17 protein-coding genes are annotated in these 18,871 nt (G+C 67.9%); 16 read left to right on the top strand and 1 reads right to left on the bottom strand.

Annotated elements, in window-relative coordinates; all coding sequences use genetic code 11:
- Positions 1-9 precede the first annotated feature (9 nt).
- From AB0O89_RS08930 to AB0O89_RS08910, 5 genes are all read left to right on the top strand, one after another.
- A complete protein-coding gene (locus tag AB0O89_RS08930; RefSeq protein WP_363496478.1) occupies positions 10-1,104 on the top strand; it encodes a histidinol-phosphate transaminase in 1,095 nt (364 codons plus the stop codon).
- On the top strand, positions 1,101-1,706 hold the full coding sequence (gene hisB, locus AB0O89_RS08925; RefSeq protein WP_363496475.1) for an imidazoleglycerol-phosphate dehydratase HisB: 606 nt from the start codon (positions 1,101-1,103) through the stop codon (positions 1,704-1,706). The genes AB0O89_RS08930 and hisB overlap by 4 nt, the downstream gene beginning before the upstream one ends.
- A gap of 17 nt (positions 1,707-1,723) precedes the next feature.
- Positions 1,724-2,371, top strand: coding sequence for an imidazole glycerol phosphate synthase subunit HisH (gene hisH, locus AB0O89_RS08920; protein ID WP_363496628.1), 648 nt, complete (start codon positions 1,724-1,726; stop codon positions 2,369-2,371).
- Positions 2,372-2,434: 63 nt separating this feature from the next.
- Positions 2,435-3,181, top strand: coding sequence for a bifunctional 1-(5-phosphoribosyl)-5-((5-phosphoribosylamino)methylideneamino)imidazole-4-carboxamide isomerase/phosphoribosylanthranilate isomerase PriA (priA, locus tag AB0O89_RS08915; RefSeq protein ID WP_341579451.1), 747 nt, complete (start codon positions 2,435-2,437; stop codon positions 3,179-3,181).
- Positions 3,165-3,980: an SseB family protein gene (locus tag AB0O89_RS08910; protein ID WP_363496473.1), complete on the top strand. Its 816-nt coding sequence runs from the start codon at positions 3,165-3,167 to the stop codon at positions 3,978-3,980. Before priA ends, AB0O89_RS08910 begins: the two co-directional genes overlap by 17 nt.
- 32 nt (positions 3,981-4,012) lie before the next feature.
- Here AB0O89_RS08910 and AB0O89_RS08905 read toward each other — a convergent pair whose 3' ends face one another.
- Positions 4,013-4,432 (bottom strand): DUF1844 domain-containing protein, encoded by a 420-nt coding sequence (locus tag AB0O89_RS08905; RefSeq protein WP_363496625.1) that lies wholly within the window; start codon positions 4,430-4,432, stop codon positions 4,013-4,015.
- 287 nt (positions 4,433-4,719) lie between these two features.
- Here AB0O89_RS08905 and infC point away from each other — a divergent pair, with 287 nt between their 5' ends.
- The 11 genes from infC (at position 4,720) to argB (ending at position 18,854) form a co-directional block, all read left to right on the top strand.
- Positions 4,720-5,337, top strand: a complete 618-nt coding sequence (infC, locus tag AB0O89_RS08900; RefSeq protein WP_341579529.1) for a translation initiation factor IF-3 — start codon at positions 4,720-4,722, stop codon at positions 5,335-5,337.
- Between the two features lie 45 nt (positions 5,338-5,382).
- Positions 5,383-5,577 carry a 50S ribosomal protein L35 gene (gene rpmI, locus AB0O89_RS08895; RefSeq protein WP_228177767.1) on the top strand — a complete coding sequence of 65 codons (195 nt, stop codon included), beginning with the start codon at positions 5,383-5,385 and terminating at the stop codon, positions 5,575-5,577.
- Between the two features lie 30 nt (positions 5,578-5,607).
- Positions 5,608-5,991: a 50S ribosomal protein L20 gene (gene rplT / locus AB0O89_RS08890; protein ID WP_228177768.1), complete on the top strand. Its 384-nt coding sequence runs from the start codon at positions 5,608-5,610 to the stop codon at positions 5,989-5,991.
- A gap of 126 nt (positions 5,992-6,117) precedes the next feature.
- Entirely contained in the window at positions 6,118-6,921 is an 804-nt protein-coding gene (locus AB0O89_RS08885; RefSeq protein WP_363496470.1) for an RNA methyltransferase, read from the top strand.
- A gap of 178 nt (positions 6,922-7,099) precedes the next feature.
- Complete coding sequence (gene pheS, locus AB0O89_RS08880; RefSeq protein ID WP_363496468.1) at positions 7,100-8,140, top strand: phenylalanine--tRNA ligase subunit alpha; 1,041 nt, start codon at positions 7,100-7,102, stop codon at positions 8,138-8,140.
- On the top strand, positions 8,140-10,674 hold the full coding sequence (gene pheT / locus AB0O89_RS08875; RefSeq protein ID WP_363496465.1) for a phenylalanine--tRNA ligase subunit beta: 2,535 nt from the start codon (positions 8,140-8,142) through the stop codon (positions 10,672-10,674). The genes pheS and pheT overlap by 1 nt, the downstream gene beginning before the upstream one ends.
- 130 nt (positions 10,675-10,804) lie before the next feature.
- Complete coding sequence (locus AB0O89_RS08870) at positions 10,805-13,705, top strand: MMPL family transporter (RefSeq protein WP_363496462.1); 2,901 nt, start codon at positions 10,805-10,807, stop codon at positions 13,703-13,705.
- Positions 13,702-15,534, top strand: coding sequence for a hypothetical protein (locus AB0O89_RS08865; protein ID WP_363496459.1), 1,833 nt, complete (start codon positions 13,702-13,704; stop codon positions 15,532-15,534). Before AB0O89_RS08870 ends, AB0O89_RS08865 begins: the two co-directional genes overlap by 4 nt.
- A 226-nt stretch (positions 15,535-15,760) precedes the next feature.
- Positions 15,761-16,804, top strand: a complete 1,044-nt coding sequence (gene argC, locus AB0O89_RS08860; protein WP_363496457.1) for an N-acetyl-gamma-glutamyl-phosphate reductase — start codon at positions 15,761-15,763, stop codon at positions 16,802-16,804.
- Positions 16,801-17,958 carry a bifunctional glutamate N-acetyltransferase/amino-acid acetyltransferase ArgJ gene (gene argJ / locus AB0O89_RS08855; RefSeq protein WP_363496454.1) on the top strand — a complete coding sequence of 386 codons (1,158 nt, stop codon included), beginning with the start codon at positions 16,801-16,803 and terminating at the stop codon, positions 17,956-17,958. Before argC ends, argJ begins: the two co-directional genes overlap by 4 nt.
- The gene (argB, locus tag AB0O89_RS08850; protein ID WP_292712125.1) at positions 17,955-18,854 is read left to right on the top strand and encodes an acetylglutamate kinase; all 900 of its coding nucleotides are present in this window, start codon (positions 17,955-17,957) and stop codon (positions 18,852-18,854) included. The genes argJ and argB overlap by 4 nt, the downstream gene beginning before the upstream one ends.
- Positions 18,855-18,871 lie beyond the last annotated feature (17 nt).

Below are 18,871 nucleotides of genomic sequence, written 5' to 3'. Positions count from 1 at the left end.
CACCGTACGATGGGACGGGTGACGATTCGCCTCGATGATCTCCCGCTCCGCGATGACCTGCGGGGTCTTACCCCATACGGCGCACCGCAGGCGCCACTGCCTGTCGCTCTGAACGTCAACGAGAACACCCACCCGGTGCCGCGGGAGGTCGCCGACGACATCCTGGATGCGATCGGGCGGGCTCTCGGCGAGATCAATCGCTACCCCGACCGCGAGTTCCGGGAACTGCGCGAGGGATTCGCCGAGTACCTTCGGCACGGCCTCGTGGCCGACCAGATCTGGGCGGCCAACGGATCCAATGAGGTTCTTCAGCACGTCCTTCAGGCTTTTGGTGGGCCGGGGCGCCGTGCGTTCGGCTTCGCCCCCACCTATTCGATGTACCCGCTGCTGACGCGCGCGACGGGGGCCGAATGGGTGTCAGGGAGCCGTGGTGCTGATTACACCGTGGACGTCGAATCGGCAGTCGATCAGATCACCGCAGCCGATCCCGACATCGTCTTTCTGTGTGCACCCAACAATCCGACCGGGACCCCGATGAGCCTCGAACTGATCGAGGCGGCCTACGAGGCAACGCGCGGGATCGTGATCGTCGACGAGGCGTACTTCGAGTTCGCGCCGAGAACTGCAGCATCGGCGCTGTCGCTGCTGCCGGGCCGTGAGCGACTGCTCGTCTCGCGAACGATGAGTAAGGCGTTCGCGTTCGCGGGAGCCCGCGTTGGCTACCTTGCCGCCGATCCCGCCGTGATCGATGCCCTGCGCTTGGTGCGGTTGCCCTACCACCTCAGCTCTCTCACCCAGGCGGCGGCGCTGGCCGCGCTCGCCCACGCTCCGGTGATGCTCCAGATGGTGGACGATATCGTGGCGCAGCGCGATCGCATCTCGGCGACGGTCGAAGCCCTCGGCTATCGCGCCTACGAATCGTGGACGAACTTCGTGCTCTTCAGCGGGGTGGAGGACCCCGGTCGCACCTGGCAGCAGCTCTATGATCGCGGCATCCTCGTTCGCGACGTCGGAATCCCGCGAAGCCTGCGTGTGTCGGCGGGTACCGCGGAGGAGACCACCGCGTTTCTGGAGGCACTCGCGTCGATAGACTCTCGCGCATGAGCAGCAGCCGCACCGCAACACTCACGCGAGCCACGAGCGAGTCGCGCGTCGAGTTGAGCCTTGACCTCGACGGCACCGGCGCCAGCACCATCGACACCGGGGTTCCGTTCTACGATCACATGCTCACCGCGTTCGCGAAGCACTCCCTGACCGACCTGACAATCCGCGCCGAGGGCGACGTCGAGATCGACGCCCACCACACCGTCGAGGATGTCGCTATCGTGCTCGGCGACGCCATCCGTGAGGCTCTCGGCGACAAGTCGGGCATCTCGCGCTACGGCGACGCGCTCGTTCCGCTCGACGACGCCCTGGCGCAGGCCGTCGTCGACATCAGTGGGCGTCCGTACCTCGTGCACGACGGTGAGCCCGAGGGATTCGCACTGCACCTGATCGCCGGTCACTTCACGGGCTCGCTCGTGCGGCACACGTTCGAGGCGATCAGCTACCACGCCGGCCTCACGGTCCACCTTCGCGTTCTGGCCGGACGTGACCCGCACCACATCGCTGAGGCCGAGTACAAAGCCTTCGCGCGCGCCTTCCGTCAGGCCAAGGCCCTCGACCCCCTCGTGCGCGGTATTCCGAGCACGAAGGGTGCGCTGTGACCGGCGCGCTGACAACGATCGCCCGGCCGACGGTGGCCGTTTTGGATTACGGATCTGGCAACGTTCACTCCGCCGTGAAGGCGCTTGCTCTGGCAGGGGCCGACGCCCAGCTGACAGCCGACCGTGACCTGATCATGGCTGCTGATGGGCTGGTGGTTCCGGGCGTCGGGGCCTTCCGATCTGTGGTGGATGCTCTGCGCGACTCACGTGCCGACCAGCTCATCGAGCGACGCTTGGCAGGAGGGCGCCCGGTGCTCGGGATCTGCGTCGGGATGCAGGTGATGTTCGAGCACGGAGTCGAACGCGGAGCCGACAGTCTCGGACTCGGGCAGTGGCCCGGGGCGGTGACCGAGCTCGACGCGCCGGTACTGCCTCACATGGGATGGAACACCGTGGACGCGGGTGCTGGCTCGACACTGTTTCGTGGGATCGAGTCGGAGCGGTTCTACTTCGTCCACTCGTACGCAGCGCAGCACTGGACTCTCGAGGCCCAGGATCCCTTCCCCGCCCCGGTCGTGACGTGGGCAACCCACGGCGCGCCGTTTGTCGCAGCCGTCGAGAACGGCCCGCTGGCGGCCACCCAGTTCCACCCCGAGAAGTCGGGGGAGGCTGGCATCCGGTTGCTCGCGAATTGGATCACGAGCCTTCCCGCGGCTACCCTCTGAACTCGTGCCTGCCCCCGATTCTGATCGGCGTGCCGCGGGCTCCGTGAACCCGCCCGAGGAACCATGAACGACTTCGCGTCAACGCCCGAACTGATTCTGCTACCCGCCGTCGATGTCGCAGACGGCAAGGCGGTCCGCCTGACCCAGGGCGCCGCCGGCTCGGAGACGAGCTACGGTGACCCGGTCGAGGCTGCCGTCGATTGGGCCCGCCAGGGTGCGCAGTGGATCCACCTCGTCGACCTGGATGCCGCGTTCGGCCGTGGCAGCAACGCCGGAGTGATCCGCAAGGTCATCAAGCAGGTCAAGGGTGTTCACGTCGAGGTCTCGGGAGGCATCCGGGATGACCGCAGCCTGGAGCTCGCGATCGAGTACGGTGCCGAGCGCGTCAACCTCGGCACCGCGGCGCTCGAGAACCCAGAGTGGGCTGCCGACGTGATCGGGCGCTACGGCGAACTTGTCGCGGTGGGGCTTGACGTGCGTGGCACGACCCTCGCGGCCCGTGGCTGGACGCAGGAGGGCGGCGACCTGTGGGCGGTGCTCGACCGCCTCGAGGATGCCGGGTGCAGCCGCTACGTCGTCACCGACGTCACCAAGGACGGGACGCTCCGCGGGCCCAACCTCGATCTGCTTCGCGAGGTCGCGACCCGCACTCCGAAGCCGGTCATCGCCTCGGGTGGCGTGGCGACGCTGGATGACATCGCGGCACTGCGGGAGCTCGTCCCCCTCGGGGTCGAGGGCGCGATCGTCGGGAAGGCGCTGTATTCGGGCGCCTTCACCCTGGCCGAGGCACTGGATGTCGCCGGAGGCTGAGGACCCGCAGCGCAACCCGCATGCGCACGCCCACGGATCGGATCACACCGCCGACTCCGCCGGTTTCCCCTGGGCCGGCCGCAGCTTCGAGGCGAACCCCTTCGCCGGTGACGACGGGTCAGCCGACCCGGTGTTGATCGGTGCGATCGAGCGGTTCCGGACGGGTGAGGCTTCCGTCGTCGAGGTGATCGATGCCTACCGATCCGCGCGCCTTCTCATTCCCCTCGTCGCTGAGAAGGGCGACGAGGGTGTCGGTGCTCACGGGCTGACGGTGGACAAGACGCAGGAGCTATCGATCGTCACGGTCGCCGCTCCCGACGGCAGGCGCGTGCTTCCGGTGTTCTCGTCGGTATCGGCGATGAGCACGTGGGACCCGGCAGCGCGGCCAGTCCCGGCCGACGGGGTGCGCACGGCGGCAGCTGCTGTCGATGACGGCACTGACCTCATCGTCCTCGACCCCGGCTCCGAGACCGAGTTCGTCATCCGTCGCCCCGCCGTCTGGGCCATTGCACAGGGCCACGAGTGGGAGCCCGCGCACACCTCACCGGAGGTCTTCGCCGGATTCCAGGAAAGCATCGGTGCGGAACTTGCCGTTCTCGATCTCTCGCTGGCACCCGCCGACCCGCAAGCGCGGGGGAGAGGCCCCGAGGTTCAGGTTCAGCTGAACATCATGCCCGGCCTTGACCGCGAAGAGCTGGATGCCGTGCTGCAGCGGCTCGCGAAGCGCTGGGCAGCCGATGACCGCATTGCGGTTCTCGTGGATTCCCTTGCCGTGAGGATCCGGCGCTCGGCAGTCTGAGTCGGTCCCGGCGGGGGCTGACGGGATGCGGCTCAGGTGACCGGGCCGGTCCACTTCTCGCCCGGTCCCTTGCCGATGGGATCGGGGATAACAGATGCTTCGCGGAACGCGAGCTGCAGTGAGCGCAGGCCATCGCGCAGCGAGCGAGCGTGCATGTCGCTGATCTCCGGAGCGCCGGCGGTGATCAAGCCCGCGAGTGCATTGATGAGCTTGCGGGCCTCGTCGAGGTCCTTCTGCCTGTCGGGGTCGTCGGCAAGCCCGACCTTCACGGCCGCAGCACTCATGAGGTGCACGGCGGTGGTCGTGATGACTTCGACAGCCGGGACGTCAGCGATATCTCTGGATGCAGCGGCAGCGGCCTCGGCATCCTCCTCCCAGCGTTGCTCGCGCTCGCGGTCTCGGCGATCGGCCGATTCGCTGGTGGATGCTGCGGGGTCGGAAAAACCGGGAATCGTCGACACGTGATGCCTTCTGCTAGACTCGTGCGGGCTCCGGAGCAGTATGCGCCGGACACGAAAGAGGATCACATCCCACCCGCGCTTGCCGCTCAAGGCTACCGGGTCCACGAACTCCGCTTCCCCCGGCAATCTGATTGGCAGGGGAAGTAGCGTTCGACAAGCTGTCGAACGTCAGGGTGAATGAAGCCGATGCGCAGCGTCGAGCGGGTGGAGTGTTCTGATCTCACCCGCGGCGCACCCCGTGTCGCGGTGCCTTACACCCGCACGAAGAGGAGTTCCGCATCAGCGATCCCCGCATCAACGAGCGCATTCGCGTGCCAGAGGTCCGTTTGGTCGGTCCCGGCGGCGAACAGGTCGGTGTCGTTCGCATCGAAGTCGCGCAGCGTCTGGCTCAGGAGGCTGATCTCGATCTGGTCGAGGTCGCCCCGAACTCGAAGCCGCCCGTGGTCAAGATCATGGACTACGGCAAGTTCAAGTACGAGGCTGCGCAGAAGGCGAAGGAAGCGCGACGCAATCAGGCCAACACGGTCCTGAAGGAAGTCCGGTTCCGCCTGAAGATCGAGCCGCACGACTACGAGACCAAGCGCAAGCACGCGGAGTCGTTCCTGAAGGCCGGCGACAAGGTCAAGGCGATGATCCTGTTCCGTGGTCGCGAGCAGTCGCGTCCCGAGCAGGGTGTGCGCTTGCTCCGTAAGTTCGCCGAGGACGTCGCCGAGTTTGGCACTGTCGAGTCGAGCCCGACGATCGATGGCCGCAACATGACGATGGTGATCGCACCGCACAAGAACAAGTCCGAGGCGAAGGCCGAGCAGAACGCGCAGCGCGCTGCCACCAAAGAGGCGGCACGTCAGTCCGCCCGCGGTGAAGCCCCCGAGCCCACGGCCGCTCCCGCCGAGTAGGCCCCCAGACTCCCGCCCGGCGGGAACCACAACGAAGGAAAGAAGATGCCGAAGCAGAAGACCCACTCGGGTGCCAAGAAGCGCTTCAAGGTCACCGGAACCGGGAAGATCAAGAAGCAGCAGGCGAACCTCCGCCACAACTTCGAGGGCAAGCCCACCAAGCGCACTCGCCGCCTGTCGGCGGACAAGATGCTCGCCCCCGGTGACGCGAAGGTCGCCAAGAAGCTCCTCGGCATCTGAGCGCCACGGTACGAACAGGAACGAAACGAAATGGCTAGAGTCAAGCGGGCTGTCAACGCCCACAAGAAGCGTCGCGTCATCCTTGAGCGCGCGTCCGGTTACCGCGGGCAGCGCTCGCGTCTGTACCGCAAGGCGAAGGAGCAGGTCACCCACTCGCTCGTTTACGCCTACCGCGACCGCCGCAAGCGTAAGGGCGACTTCCGTCGCCTGTGGATCCAGCGCATCAACGCTGCAAGCCGCCAGAACGGCCTCACCTACAACCGCTTCATCCAGGGCCTGAACCTGGCCGGTGTCCAGGTCGACCGTCGCATGCTCGCTGAGCTCGCGGTCAACGAGCCGAAGGTCTTCGCGTCGCTCGTCGACACCGCCAAGAAGGCGCTGCCCAGCGACGTCAACGCACCCAAGTCGGCCTGATCGGTCGTTCTTGCCTGAAGGGCGCTTCCCGTGCGGGAGGCGCCCTTCGTGTCGTTCGCGGCATATATGTCCGTGAACCCCGCGGTGGCGCCGGAATCGCCGGCGCCGTACCTCTAAACTGGGCCCGTGCTGGAGAACCCGCGATCCCCACGCGTACGCGCGGTCGCGAAGCTGTCCAAGCGCAGTGCGCGACAGGAGACCGGCCTGTTCTTGCTCGAGGGACCGCAAGCGGTTCGCGAGGCGCTGACCTATCGATCTGATGCCCTCGTTGAGCTCTACGCGACTCCTGGCGCTCTGGATCGGCACAGCGACATCCGGGACGCTGCCCGTGCCGTTGGGCTAGACGTGGAGCTGGCAAGCGATGCCGTTCTGGATGCCATGGCCGACACGGTGACACCACAGGGGCTCGTCGCGGTCGCGCGTCAGACCCCCTCGAGCGTGGCTGAGGTATTCGCCGCCCATCCGCGGTTGGTCGCGATCTGTGAGCAGGTGCGTGACCCGGGGAACCTCGGGACGATCATCCGCGCGGCCGATGCGGCGGGCGCCGATGCCGTGATCCTCACCGGCAAGTCGGTCGACCCGTACAACCCGAAAGTCGTCCGTTCCACGACCGGCTCGCTCTTCCATCTCCCGATCGCCGTGGGGGTGGACCTGCCGGAGGCTGTTGAACAGGCCCATGCCGCTGGCATCCGCGTGGTGGCCGCAGACGTGGACGGGACCGACTTCCTGGCATCCCGGGACCTTCTCGCGGAGCCCACCGCGTGGCTTTTCGGCAACGAAGCGCGCGGGCTCGAAGAGGATGCCCTCTCACACGCGGACCTCTCGTTGCGGCTTCCCATTTACGGCAAGGCTGAGTCCCTCAATCTTGCGACGGCGGCGAGTGTCTGTCTTTACGAGACCGCGTTCGCCCAGCGCAGCGCGCTCGCCTGAGCTGCGTTTCGACCGGTGCTGCCGAGAGTGTCAGGCGGGAGGCGGTGGTGAAAGGGACTCCCTGAGGTCTGAGGGTGCGGCGGTTCCTGGATGGGGAGACCGAGGCGCCGAGGCCATGCTGTTTGTCGACCTGGCAGAAGAGAAGCGCCGGCCAATCGCCTCGGTAGACTCGATTCTCGTGTCCGACGCCCCACAGATCACCCCCGAGACCGTCGCCGCAGCGGCAGATGCGGCACGCGCCGCGATCGCCGCTGCCACCGATTCGGCATCCCTCAAGCAGGCGCGAGCCGCGCACGTCGGCGAGGGCTCGCCGCTGGCGCGCCTGAACGCCTCGCTGCGTGATGTCGCTCCGGAGCACAAGGCCGAGTTCGGCAAGCTCATCGGGCAAGCGCGCGGACAGGTCACGCAGGCGCTCGCCGCCCGAGAGGCCGAGCTCGAGGCCGCTGAGCTGGCGGCACGCCTGGATGCCGAAGCGATCGACATCACGGCGTTGCCTGCGCGCGCGCGGGTCGGTGCCCGGCATCCGCTCACCCTGCTGCAGGAGGAGATCTCGGATGTCTTCGTCGGCATGGGCTGGGAGGTTGCGGAAGGGCCCGAGCTCGAGCACGAGTGGTTCAACTTCGACGCCCTCAACTTCGACGTCGATCACCCTGCCCGCCAGATGCAGGACACCTTCTTCGTCGACCCGATCGATCGGCATCTCGTCATGCGCACGCACACGAGCCCCGTGCAGGTGCGCTCCATGCTCGATCGTGAGCTTCCGGTCTACGTCGTGTGCCCCGGACGTGTGTATCGCACCGACGAGTTCGATGCGACGCACCTGCCCGTCTTCTCGCAGGTCGAGGGGCTCGTGATCGACAAGGGCATCACGATGGCGCACCTGAAGGGCACGCTCGACCACTTCGCGCGCGTCCTGTTCGGGCCCGAGGCAAAGACGCGCCTGCGTACCAACTACTTCCCGTTCACCGAGCCGAGCGCCGAGCTTGACCTCTGGCATCCCACCTTCAAGGGTGGTGCGCGCTGGATCGAGTGGGGCGGTTGCGGCATGGTCAACCCGAATGTGCTGCGCGCCGCGGGCATCGATCCAGAGGAGTACTCCGGGTTCGCGTTCGGCATGGGGATCGAACGCACGCTGATGTTCCGCAGCGACGTGAAGGACATGCGCGACATGGCCGAGGGTGATGTGCGCTTCAGTGAGCAGTTCGGGATGGTGGTGTGATGCGCGTTCCGCTGTCGTGGCTGCGTGAGTTCGTCGAGGTGCCCGCCGAGGCAACCCCCGAAGATGTGCTTGCCGCGCTGGTGTCGGTCGGCTTCGAAGAGGAGGACGTTCACCGCTTCGAGCTCTCGGGCCCCATCGTGGTGGGCGAGGTTATCGAGTTCGTCGAGGAGCCGCAGTCCAACGGCAAGACCATCCGGTGGTGCCAGGTGCGCGTCGCCGAGGGGGAGGGCACGGATGACGCGCCTGCCGTCCGCGGCATCGTCTGCGGTGCGAGCAACTTCTTCGCCGGCGACAAGGTCGTTGTCACCCTGCCCGGTGCCGTGCTGCCGGGACCATTCCCGATCGCTGCGCGCAAGACCTATGGACATGTCTCAGACGGCATGATCGCGTCGGCCAAGGAGCTGGGGCTCGGTCAGGACCACTCGGGAATCCTGCGTCTGGTCGAACTCGGCATCGACGCCCCGGTGGGCTCGGATGCCATCGCGCTGCTCGGACTCGACGATGAGGCAGTCGAGATCAACGTGACCCCGGACCGCGGCTACGCGCTGTCGATTCGCGGTGTGGCGCGCGAATACTCCCATGCCACGGGGGCATCATTCCGTGACCCCGCCGAGCGGCCGTGGGAAGACGTTGATCCCGGCGAGGGGTTCTCGATCGTGGTCGATGACGCGAACCCGATTCGCGGGCAGATCGGCGCTTCCGAATTCGTCGCGCGGCTCGTGCGTGACGTCGATGCTTCCAAGCCGACCCCGCCGTGGATGGTCACGCGGCTGACCCTTGCCGGTGTGCGACCGCTCGGCATCCTGATCGACATCACGAACTATGTGATGCTCGAGCTCGGAAACCCCATCCACGGCTACGACTACGACACGCTGCAGGGCGGGATCACCGTTCGTCGTGCGCATGCCGGTGAAACCCTCGAGACCCTCGATGGCCAGGTGCGCGCGCTGGATGCCGAGGACCTCCTCATCACCGATGAGTCTGGTCCGATCGGTCTTGCCGGAGTGATGGGCGGGGCCACGACAGAGATGGGACCCACGACCCGCACCGTGCTCATCGAGGCAGCACGCTTCGACCCGGTGTCTATCGCGCGGACGGCGCGTCGACACAAGCTGCCCTCTGAAGCGTCGCGGCGCTTCGAGCGCGGCGTGGACCCGGCCCTCCCGTTCGTCGCAGCCCGCCGCGTCGCCGACCTCATGGTGGAGCTGGCCGGGGGAACGCTCGACACCTCATTCGGTGGCGCCCTGCGCTCTGGCCACGAACAGGCGGCGATCGAACTGCCGCGTGGCTTCGTCTCGGGTCTGATCGGCGTCGACTACACGCCTGACCAGATCGTCGAGGCGCTCCGGCTGATCGGGTGCGACATCCAGGATGCCGGAACCGACTCGGTTGCACCCTGGCTTGTCTTCCCGCCGTCGTGGCGTCCCGACCTTACCGACCGGTGGACTCTCGCCGAGGAGGTCGCGCGTATCCACGGGCTCGACGATGTGCCCTCTGTGCTGCCCACACCGCCCTCCGGGCGCGGCCTGACCTCGGCCCAGCGTGCGCGCCGTCGTGTCTCGAATGCGCTGGCGGCCGCCGGCTATGTCGAGACCCCGTCGTTCCCGTTCGCCACCGCCGAGGCCAACGACCTTCACGGCAGCGCCGACGGAGGCCATCTCCCGAGCATCAAGCTCGCGAACCCGCTCGACGGGCAGTCGCCGTACCTGCGTCGCTCGCTTGTGCCGGGCCTGCTGCAGGTCGCGCACCGCAATGTGTCGCGCGGACTCGTGGATCTCGCCCTCTTCGAGACCGGGGTCGTGTTCCTCCCCGCTGTGGGTGTCGAGTACGGCACGCCGTTCGTCCCGCCGCTGGGCATCCGGCCGGATGCCGCCACGCTCGCGGGTCTTGACGCCGCGATCCCGTCGCAGCCGCGCCATGTCGCGATGCTGCGGACCGGAGCACGGGTAGCCAAGCAGCCCGGCCAGAGTGCCGAGGCGGCAGACCTCGCCGACGTCATCGACGCGGTTCGCACCGTGGCTTCTGCGGCGGGAGTCGACGTGACGATCGCGCAGACGCGGCGTGCGGCACTGCATCCGGGGCGCGCGGGCGAGGTTCGCATCGGTGATGTCACTGTCGGTTATGTCGGCGAGCTCCTGCCCGCCGTGGCAGCCGACGCCGATCTGCCCGGTCGCGTCATCGTCGCCGAGCTCGACCTCGACCTCGTGATCTCCCTCGCGGGGGACCGGGTTGTGGCGGCGTCTCTGTCGGGCTTCCCTGCGGCGACGCAGGATGTCTCGCTCGTCGTGCCGGAGGCGGTCCCCGCGGCCGAGGTCGAGGCGGCGCTCGTCTCGGGCGCCGGAGACCTGCTTGAGGCGGCGCGTCTGGTTGACGACTACCGCGGCCCGGGCATCGAACCCGGCACGAAGAGCCTTACCTACGCGCTGCGCTTCCGCGCCGCGGACCGCACCCTGACAGCGGCGGAGGCGACCGAGGCAAAGCTTGCCGGCGTCGCCGTCGCAGCCGAGAGATTCGAGGCGCGCATCCGGGACTAAGGGCCAGCTCGGCGTTGTGGTGCCGTGGCTCGCGCGGCCAGCTGACCCGGACCGCTACGCTGGCGACGGGTCCGGGCGCTGAGGCCGGCCCCTCGCCGCGACCAGACGATCCCGAGAAGGAGCTGCGCCGATGTCGTCGTTCCTCTACCGCGTGGGCCGGTTCGCGGCCCGCCGTCGGTGGACCGTCATCGTCATCTGGGTGGCTGTTGTCGTTGGAGCCTCGGCACTGGCCGGAGTGCTTGGCAACCACCTCCAGTCGAGCTTCACCGTGCCCGGCACCCAGGCTCAGTCAGCACTGGATGCCCTGGAGCAGCGCTTCCCGCAGATCAGCGGCGCCAGCGCAAAGGTGGTCGTTTCAGCGCCCTCGGGCGGGCAGGTCTCGGCGAGTGAGGACCTGATCGCCACCGCCTGTGAAGACCTCGCAGCCCTGGACGACGTCGTAGCAGTCACGTGCCCCTATGCCATGACCGCGAGCGGTTCTACGGCGGCCTCGGACGGCGCAGCCTCGCAGATTTCTGCCAACGGCGACATGGCGTTCATCGCCATGCAGCTCTCGGTAGCCGCGACCGACATTCCGGAATCGCTTGTCACCTCGGTGGCCCAGGCCACGGCACCACTCACGGACGCTGGCCTCACCGTCGCGGTATCGGGACTCGCTGCGAGCTCATCGTCGGGAGTCGACTGGACGGAGCTCGCCGGAATGGGCATCGCCTATATCGTTCTGGCGATCACGTTCGGCTCCCTCATCGCCGCGGGGATTCCCCTGGTGACTGCCGCGCTCGGCGTCGGACTTGCCGCGAGCGCCATCACGATCGTCGGTGCCCTCGTGCCGGTCTCTTCGACCGCCCCGGTCCTCGCGACGATGCTGGGCCTTGCGGTCGGTATCGACTACGCCCTCCTGATCACCTCCCGGCACCGTGACAACCTTCGGGAGGGGATGGATCCTGCCGAGTCGGTAGCCGTGGCCATCGCGACGGCGGGTACGGCTGTCGTGTTCGCGGGGATGACGGTCATGATTGCTCTCGTGGGACTCGGAGTGGCGGGGATTCCCTTCCTCACCGTCATGGGCCTGGGGGCTGCGGGGGCCGTACTGACAGCACTGTTGGTCGCTGTCACCCTGCTCCCGGCGATTCTGTCGCTGCTCGGGCGCCGCCTCATCCCACGAGGTCGGGCGGAGCGTCGCGCAGCTCGTCGCGGCGCGGAGCCGGCGCGCACGGCGCGGTGGGTGAAGATCGTCACGCGGCAGCCGCTGCTGACCGCGCTCGGTGTCGCCGCGGTGCTCGCGGTGATCGCGATCCCGGCATCCGGGCTGCGTCTGACACTGCCCGATGCCGGCTACGACCCACCGGGCTCTGAAGCGCGGGTCGCCTATGACCTGCTTGACGAGGGCTTCGGACCCGGGTTCAATGGGCCGCTCCTGGTCACGGCTGACATCTCTCGTACGCTGCAGATCGAGCAGGCTCTCACCGCTCTCGAGAATGCGTTCCAGGGCGTCCCCGGGATCACCGCGGTCTCGCAGGCCTTCCCCAACGAAGCGCTGGACATGGCTGTCGTCACGATCACTCCCGACAGCTCCCCGTCCTCCGATCAGACAGCGCAGCTCGTGCAGACCCTGCGCGATCGTGCCGCGACGTTCGAGGCGACGAACGGCTTCACCTATGAGATCACCGGCCAGACTGCCCTCGCCATCGACATTTCCGATCGCCTGGGCGCGGCGATGCTGCCGTTCGCGATCGTGGTCGTCGGGCTGAGCCTCGTACTGCTGACCATCATGTTCCGCTCAATAGCCGTGCCGATCACCGCGACCTTCGGCTACCTCCTGACGGTGGGTGCGGGCCTGGGGATCGCCACCGTGGTGTTCGAGTGGGGGTGGGGCGCGTCTGTTCTCGGCGTCGGCAAGGTCGGCCCGGTGATCAGCTTCATGCCGATCCTCGTCATGGCGGTGCTGTTCGGGCTCGCGATGGATTATCACGTGTTCCTGGTGTCGCGGATGCGCGAGCGGTTCGTCAACACCGGCGACGCGCACACCGCTGTTTTGCAGGGGTTCTCCGCCTCCGCGCGGGTCATCACAGCCGCGGCGCTCATCATGTTCTCGGTCTTCTTCTCGTTCGTCCCCGGCGGCAACGCGATCATCCAGCCGATAGCGCTCGCCCTGGCCGTGGGTGTGCTCATCGATGCGTTCGTGGTGCGGATGACCCTCATCCCTGCGCTCATGGCCATGTTGGGTGCCCGCGCCTGGTGGCTGCCGCGGTGGCTCGAAAAGGTCTTGCCGGATGCCGACATCGAGGGTGAGGCCGTGCGCCGGATGCTCGATCAGCGGACGTGGCGTGAGGCCGAGCGGGCAGTGCGCGGGAGCGGTATCCACGCACACGAGGCGACGTTCGGTGATTCAGCACCGCTGACCGTCGACCTGCCGGAGTCTGGAGTCCTCGTGGTCCATGGCCCCGAAGCCGCCGCCGTCTGTGCGGGCCTGTCTGGCCGGATTCCCGATGTCGGCGGGGACCTTGCGGTGGGTGGCCGACTCATTCCGTTCGAGAGAGAGCCCCTCTCTCGGGTCTCGGTTCTGGTTCCGGCGCTTCCCGCGCCCACGGACGCGAGCACTCTTGTCGAACACGTGCGGCGGCAGGTGCGCCTGGATGGCAGTCGCGGTGATCATCGTGAGCGGGCACGCCGGGCGATCGAGCTGTGGGGTGAGCTGACGGGCGGGCCGAACGTGCTCGACGAGGTCGATGTGCCGATGGCACGCCTGGACGAGCATCAACGCTGGACTCTCGATGCCGCTGCGGCGCTCGCATCGATGCCGGAGGTCACAGTTCTCGATCTGCAACGCCGAGCAGATCAACCGGCGCTGCTGGGCCGCATCCTGCGCGCCGCATCACCCTCCACGACGCTCGTGGTCGCCGTCGATGACACGGTGGTCGACGAGGCTGGTCACCTGGCATCCCACGGGCGCGCCGTGAGTGTTCTCCGGGCAGACCGGTCAGCTGACGCTCCCGGCCCGCAACACGCGAGCGCGGAGGCCGTCGTATGACCGGGCTCTCGGGGCTTCTGGCCGGCGGTGGCCGGGGGCGGGCGATTGCGCTCGCGGCCTTTGCGATCCTCATCCCGCTGCTTGTCATGCTGACGCTGTTGCCGCGTCAGACCCAGGAACAGGTTCCCGTGGCGATCGTGAACCTCGATGTTCCGATCCAGAACGGGAGTACGCCCGTCGCCGCGGGCAAGCTCGTCACCGAGAACCTTCTGACAGCCAGCGACGGGATCGCCTGGACCCTGACGGACACGACGACGGCAGATCAAGGACTCGCTGCGGGCACGTATCTCGCTGTCGTGACGATCCCAGCCGACTTCTCCCAGGACGTTGCGACCCTGGGAACTGATGCGCCGACGCAGGCTTCGCTGAGCGTACAGACCAGCACCCGCCACGGATATCTGTCCGGAGTGCTGGCTGAGGCTCTGGCAGCGGGGCTGCCGCGCGGAGTGGAGGCTCAGCTCACCTCGGGCTACGTGTCCGGCACGCTGGAAGCGTTCACGGAATTGCACACCGGCATCGGTCAAGCCGCTGACGGCGCGAGCGAGCTCGCGACCGGCATCGCTGATGCTGCCGGGGGAGCCGGGGTTCTCGCCCAGAGTCAGCGAGAGCTCGTCTCGGGGCTCGAGGGCATCGGAACAGTGCTTCGCGCCCTCCCGACGGGGGTCCGCGACCTGGGTGCGCTCAGCGCGGCAGCCGGGTCGGATGCCGCAGCTCTCGCGGGCTCGCTGGCCGGGGCTGCCATCGACGCCGAGGTGCTCTCACTCGCACAGGATGCCGGAGTGGCAGACCTCGATGTGCTGGCCGCGCTGATCTCGGCTGATCCGACGGCACCAGCGGGCGACCTGCTTGATGACATCCTCGCGCTGCGGAGCGGCGCAGCCGCGGTCGCGTCGGACCTCCAGGATCAGGCGGGGGCGCTCGTCGGCGATGCGGCAGACGCCGCCGAACTTGCCGTCGGCGCCGACGCCGTAGCCGATCTTGCAGGACCGGCGGCATCAGCGCTCAGCCAGCTCTCGGCTGCCCAACAGGCCGCAGTGTCTGGCGCGTCCGATCTCGCCGCCGGCACGGCAGAACTCGCGAGTGGCCTCGACGCTGCGGCAGGCGCCGCGGGTGAACTGGCGAGCGGCCTGGATGAGGCAGCCTCCAGCATCCCCAGCTACTCCAGTGCCCAGCAGCAGAGCATCGCGAGCACTGTCGCATCCCCGATCGGGGTCACCACCTCGAGCATAGGCGGTCCGGATTCCGCGCTGGCGGCAGCTGTGGCAGCGCTGGCTCCGGTGTCGCTGTGGCTCGGCGCGCTTGCGACCTTCCTGGTCGTTGCTCCCTTTGCGCGGGCGTCGCTGGTGACCCCTGCCACCTCCGCGCACATCGCCGCTGACGCCGCCTTGGTTGCCGTGGGAATTGCCGTCGTGCAGTCGGTGCTCGTCTGGCTGGGGGTTGCCGTCCTCGGTGTCGTCCCCGATCGGATCGCGGTGGCCTACGGGCTGACCCTCGCCGTCGCGGTGTCGTTCACACTGTTCCACCAGGCACTCACCGCCCTGTTCGGCCGAGCTGGTCTCATCGTCTCGGTGCTCGCACTGGGCCTTCAGCTGGTAGCCGCGGGCACCCTGCAACCGGTGACCGAGGGGTCGCTGGCTGCCACGCCGTTCTCGATCCTGCCGCTGAGCGTTGCCCTTCAAGGTGCCGACGCTCTGGTGGGCGGCTCGCTGCACGAAGTGCTCGGGGCAGCGGTCGGGCTTCTCCTCTGGGCCGCCCTCGCCTTCGCAGGCACCGTGATCGGCGTGCGCCGTGCCCGCGCGCGGGCGGTCAGCGCACTGCTTCCAGCGTGAGTGGGCGCGTCGATTTGCGGCGCCGAGGCCGAGATCGGTACTCTCGCGACATGCTTCCGGCACCGCACGACCTCGTCGCTTCCGCGACCGTGGTTCTCGTGCTGCGCCGACGTCTGGGCGGTCGCCGACTCTAGGCGACCCCGCTGCGTGCTCGCGCGCGGCGGTGTCGCCACCTCCGGCTCTGTGCTTTCGATGCACGACGAACCCAGACAATAAGGTGGAATCCATGACCTACTCGGTCGCCGTCTCTGGCGCCTCCGGATATGCCGGCGGCGAGATCCTGCGGCTGCTGGCGCAGCATCCCGATATCGACATCCGCACCGTCACAGCCCACTCCAACGCCGGTCAGCCCCTCATCGAGCACCAGCCGCACCTGCGTTCGCTGTCGCACCTGACGCTGCAAGACACCACCCCGGAGATCCTCGCCGGCCACGACATCGTGTTCCTCGCCCTTCCCCACGGGCAGTCGGCGCAGTACACGGATGCCTTGGGCGACGTGCCGCTGGTGATCGACGCCGGCGCCGATCACCGGCTGCGCGACGCCGCGGCGTGGGAGCAGTTCTACGGTGGCCCGCACCCCGAGGCGTGGACCTATGGTGTGCCAGAGCTCCCCGCCTCTGGCGGCAAGATCCGTGAGAGCCTCCGGGGCGCGACGCGGATCGCCGCGCCCGGCTGCAACGCCTCGACGGTGAGTCTGTCCCTCGCGCCGGGTGTGGCTGCCGGGGTGATCGATCCGAGCGACATCGTCAGCGTGCTCGCCGTCGGCCCGTCGGGCGCGGGCAAGAGTCTCAAACCTCACCTGCTGGCAAGCGAAGTGCTCGGCAGCGCGAACCCCTATGCGGTAGGCGGTACACACCGCCACATCCCCGAGATTCGCCAGGCGCTGCAGGATGCCGGGGCCACCGAGGTCCGCATCTCGTTCACCCCCGTCATCGTCCCGATGGCCCGCGGGATCCTCGCCACCTCGACGGCGCCGATCGCCCCGGGCGCGACGGATGCCGACATCCGTGCCGCCTGGGAGCAGGCGTACGCCGATGAACCGTTCGTCCACGTGCTCCCGGAGGGACACGTCCCGCGCACCGCGGATGTCGTCGGGGCCAACACGGCACTGCTCGGCCTCGCGATCGATCGCGCCGCGGGTCGGGTCGTGGTCGTCGCCGCTGTCGACAATCTCGTCAAGGGCACGGCCGGTGCCGCTGTCCAGTCCATGAACATCGCGCTCGGCCTTCCCGAGGACCGGGCCCTCACCACGAACGGAGTGGCACCGTGACCGTCACCGCGCCCGCCGGGTTCGAAGCGGCAGGCGTTGCCGCCGGACTCAAGTCCACCGGAAAGCCGGATGTCGCCGTGGTGGTCAACCGTGGTCCACTCACTGTCGGTGCTGCGGTGTTCACGAGCAACCGCGCCAAGGCGAACCCGATCCTGTGGTCGCAGCAGGCCATCCAAGACGGCGTCGTCGAAGCCATTGTGCTGAACTCGGGCGGCGCGAACTGCTTCACCGGTTCGTTCGGGTTTCTGACGACCCACCTGACGGCCGAGCGCGCCGCCGAACTTCTCGGAGTGAGTGCTGGCGACATCCAGGTGTGCTCGACCGGGCTCATCGGCACCGGTGATCAGGTGTTCCGCGACAAGGTGCTCGCGGGTACCGAGGCAGCGATCGGCGCGCTGTCCCCGGACGGCGGCGAAGATGCTGCCCGAGCGATCATGACGACAGACTCGCGGCCGAAGACCACCATCGTCGCCGGTGACGGATGGACGATCGGTGGAATGGCCAAGGGTGCGGGGATGCTGGCGCCCGGGCTTGCGACGATGCTTGTGGTCCTGACCACCGACGCCGTCCTGACCTCGGCCGAAGCCGACGAGCACCTGCGCGCCGCGACGCGGGTGAGCTTCGACCGCCTCGACTCCGACGGGTGCATGTCAACGAACGATCAGGTGACCCTGATGGTCAGCGGAGCGAGCGGGGTCACGCCGACACCGGAGGCGTTCCGCAGCGCGCTCATCGCCGTCTGCACGGACCTCGCGACCCAGCTGCAGTCGGATGCCGAAGGCGCGAGCCACGACATCACGATCGAGGTGATCCACGCGGCATCCGAAGATGACGCGGTCGAGGTCGGCAGGTCGGTTGCGCGCAACAACCTCTTCAAGGCTGCCATCTTCGGCAACGACCCGAACTGGGGTCGCGTGCTGGCAGCCATCGGCACAACGGCTGCCGAGTTCGACCCCTACGCCGTGGATGTCGAGATGAACGGCATCCGGGTGTGCTCAAACGGGGGACCCGACCAGCCGCGGGAGCTCGTGGACCTCACTCCGCGGGCGACGAAGGTCGTCATCGATCTGAAGGTCGGCGACGCTGCAGCCACGATCTACACCAATGACCTCACCCACGACTACGTTCACGAGAACAGTGCCTACTCGTCATGACTGACTTACAAGAGACCACCCCCGATGAGGCAGCCGAGAAGGCAGCCGTCCTGATCGAGTCGCTGCCCTGGCTCAAGCGTTTTCGCGACCAGATCGTGGTCGTCAAGTACGGCGGCAACGCGATGGTCTCCGAAGAGCTGCAGCGCACGGTCGCCGAAGACATTGCGTACCTCCGCTATGTCGGCGTCAAGCCGGTAGTCGTCCACGGCGGCGGCCCGCAGATCTCCCGGATGCTGGAGCGCCTCGACATCCCGAGCGAGTTCCAGGGCGGCTACCGGGTGACCAGTACCGAGGCGGTCTCCGTCGTCCGCATGGTGCTCACCGGTCACATCAACCCGCAGCTGGTCTCGAAGATTAATGCTCACGGTCCGTTCGCCACCGGCCTGTCGGGCGAAGACGCGGGCCTGTTCGGCGGCCGCCGCCGTGGGGTGGTCATCAACGGCGAAGAGGTCGATCTCGGCTCGGTCGGCGATGTCGTCCACGTCAACCCGACGGCGGTCCTCGATCACCTCGCCGCCGGTCGCATCCCCGTCGTGTCCTCGATAGCGCCCGACCTCGATCGGCCGGGGCACACGCTGAACGTCAACGCCGACGCCGCGGCGGCGGCGCTCGCTGTGGCGCTGAACGCCGCCAAGCTCGTCATCCTCACCGACGTTCCGGGGCTGTATGCCGACTGGCCGAACCGCGACTCGCTGGTCTCGCACCTGACCTCGACCGAGCTGCGGACAATGCTCCCGACGCTGGAGTCGGGGATGGTCCCCAAGATGCAGGCATGTCTGGACGCCGTCGACGGGGGAGTCGACACGGCGGCGATCATCGACGGGCGCGTGCCTCACTCGCTCCTGATCGAAGTGTTCACCAGCAAGGGGATCGGAACCGAAGTGGTGAGCGCATGAGCACCGTGCTACCCGAG

Source organism: Microbacterium sp. NPDC076895, assembly GCF_040687115.1.
GTDB lineage: Bacteria > Actinomycetota > Actinomycetes > Actinomycetales > Microbacteriaceae > Microbacterium.
This window is presented reverse-complemented; position numbering and strand designations above follow the sequence as displayed.

What these genes read in the sequence shown, in the direction of transcription:
- pheT (WP_363496465.1), top strand. Translation starts at nt 8,140, where the DNA reads ATGCGCGTTCCGCTGTCGTGGCTGCGTGAGTTCGTCGAGGTGCCCGCC.
- argB (WP_292712125.1), top strand. Translation starts at nt 17,955, where the DNA reads ATGACTGACTTACAAGAGACCACCCCCGATGAGGCAGCCGAGAAGGCA.
- AB0O89_RS08870 (WP_363496462.1), top strand. Translation starts at nt 10,805, where the DNA reads ATGTCGTCGTTCCTCTACCGCGTGGGCCGGTTCGCGGCCCGCCGTCGG.
- AB0O89_RS08910 (WP_363496473.1), top strand. Translation starts at nt 3,165, where the DNA reads ATGTCGCCGGAGGCTGAGGACCCGCAGCGCAACCCGCATGCGCACGCC.
- rplT (WP_228177768.1), top strand. Translation starts at nt 5,608, where the DNA reads ATGGCTAGAGTCAAGCGGGCTGTCAACGCCCACAAGAAGCGTCGCGTC.
- hisB (WP_363496475.1), top strand. Translation starts at nt 1,101, where the DNA reads ATGAGCAGCAGCCGCACCGCAACACTCACGCGAGCCACGAGCGAGTCG.
- AB0O89_RS08930 (WP_363496478.1), top strand. Translation starts at nt 10, where the DNA reads ATGGGACGGGTGACGATTCGCCTCGATGATCTCCCGCTCCGCGATGAC.
- priA (WP_341579451.1), top strand. Translation starts at nt 2,435, where the DNA reads ATGAACGACTTCGCGTCAACGCCCGAACTGATTCTGCTACCCGCCGTC.
- rpmI (WP_228177767.1), top strand. Translation starts at nt 5,383, where the DNA reads ATGCCGAAGCAGAAGACCCACTCGGGTGCCAAGAAGCGCTTCAAGGTC.
- AB0O89_RS08865 (WP_363496459.1), top strand. Translation starts at nt 13,702, where the DNA reads ATGACCGGGCTCTCGGGGCTTCTGGCCGGCGGTGGCCGGGGGCGGGCG.
- argC (WP_363496457.1), top strand. Translation starts at nt 15,761, where the DNA reads ATGACCTACTCGGTCGCCGTCTCTGGCGCCTCCGGATATGCCGGCGGC.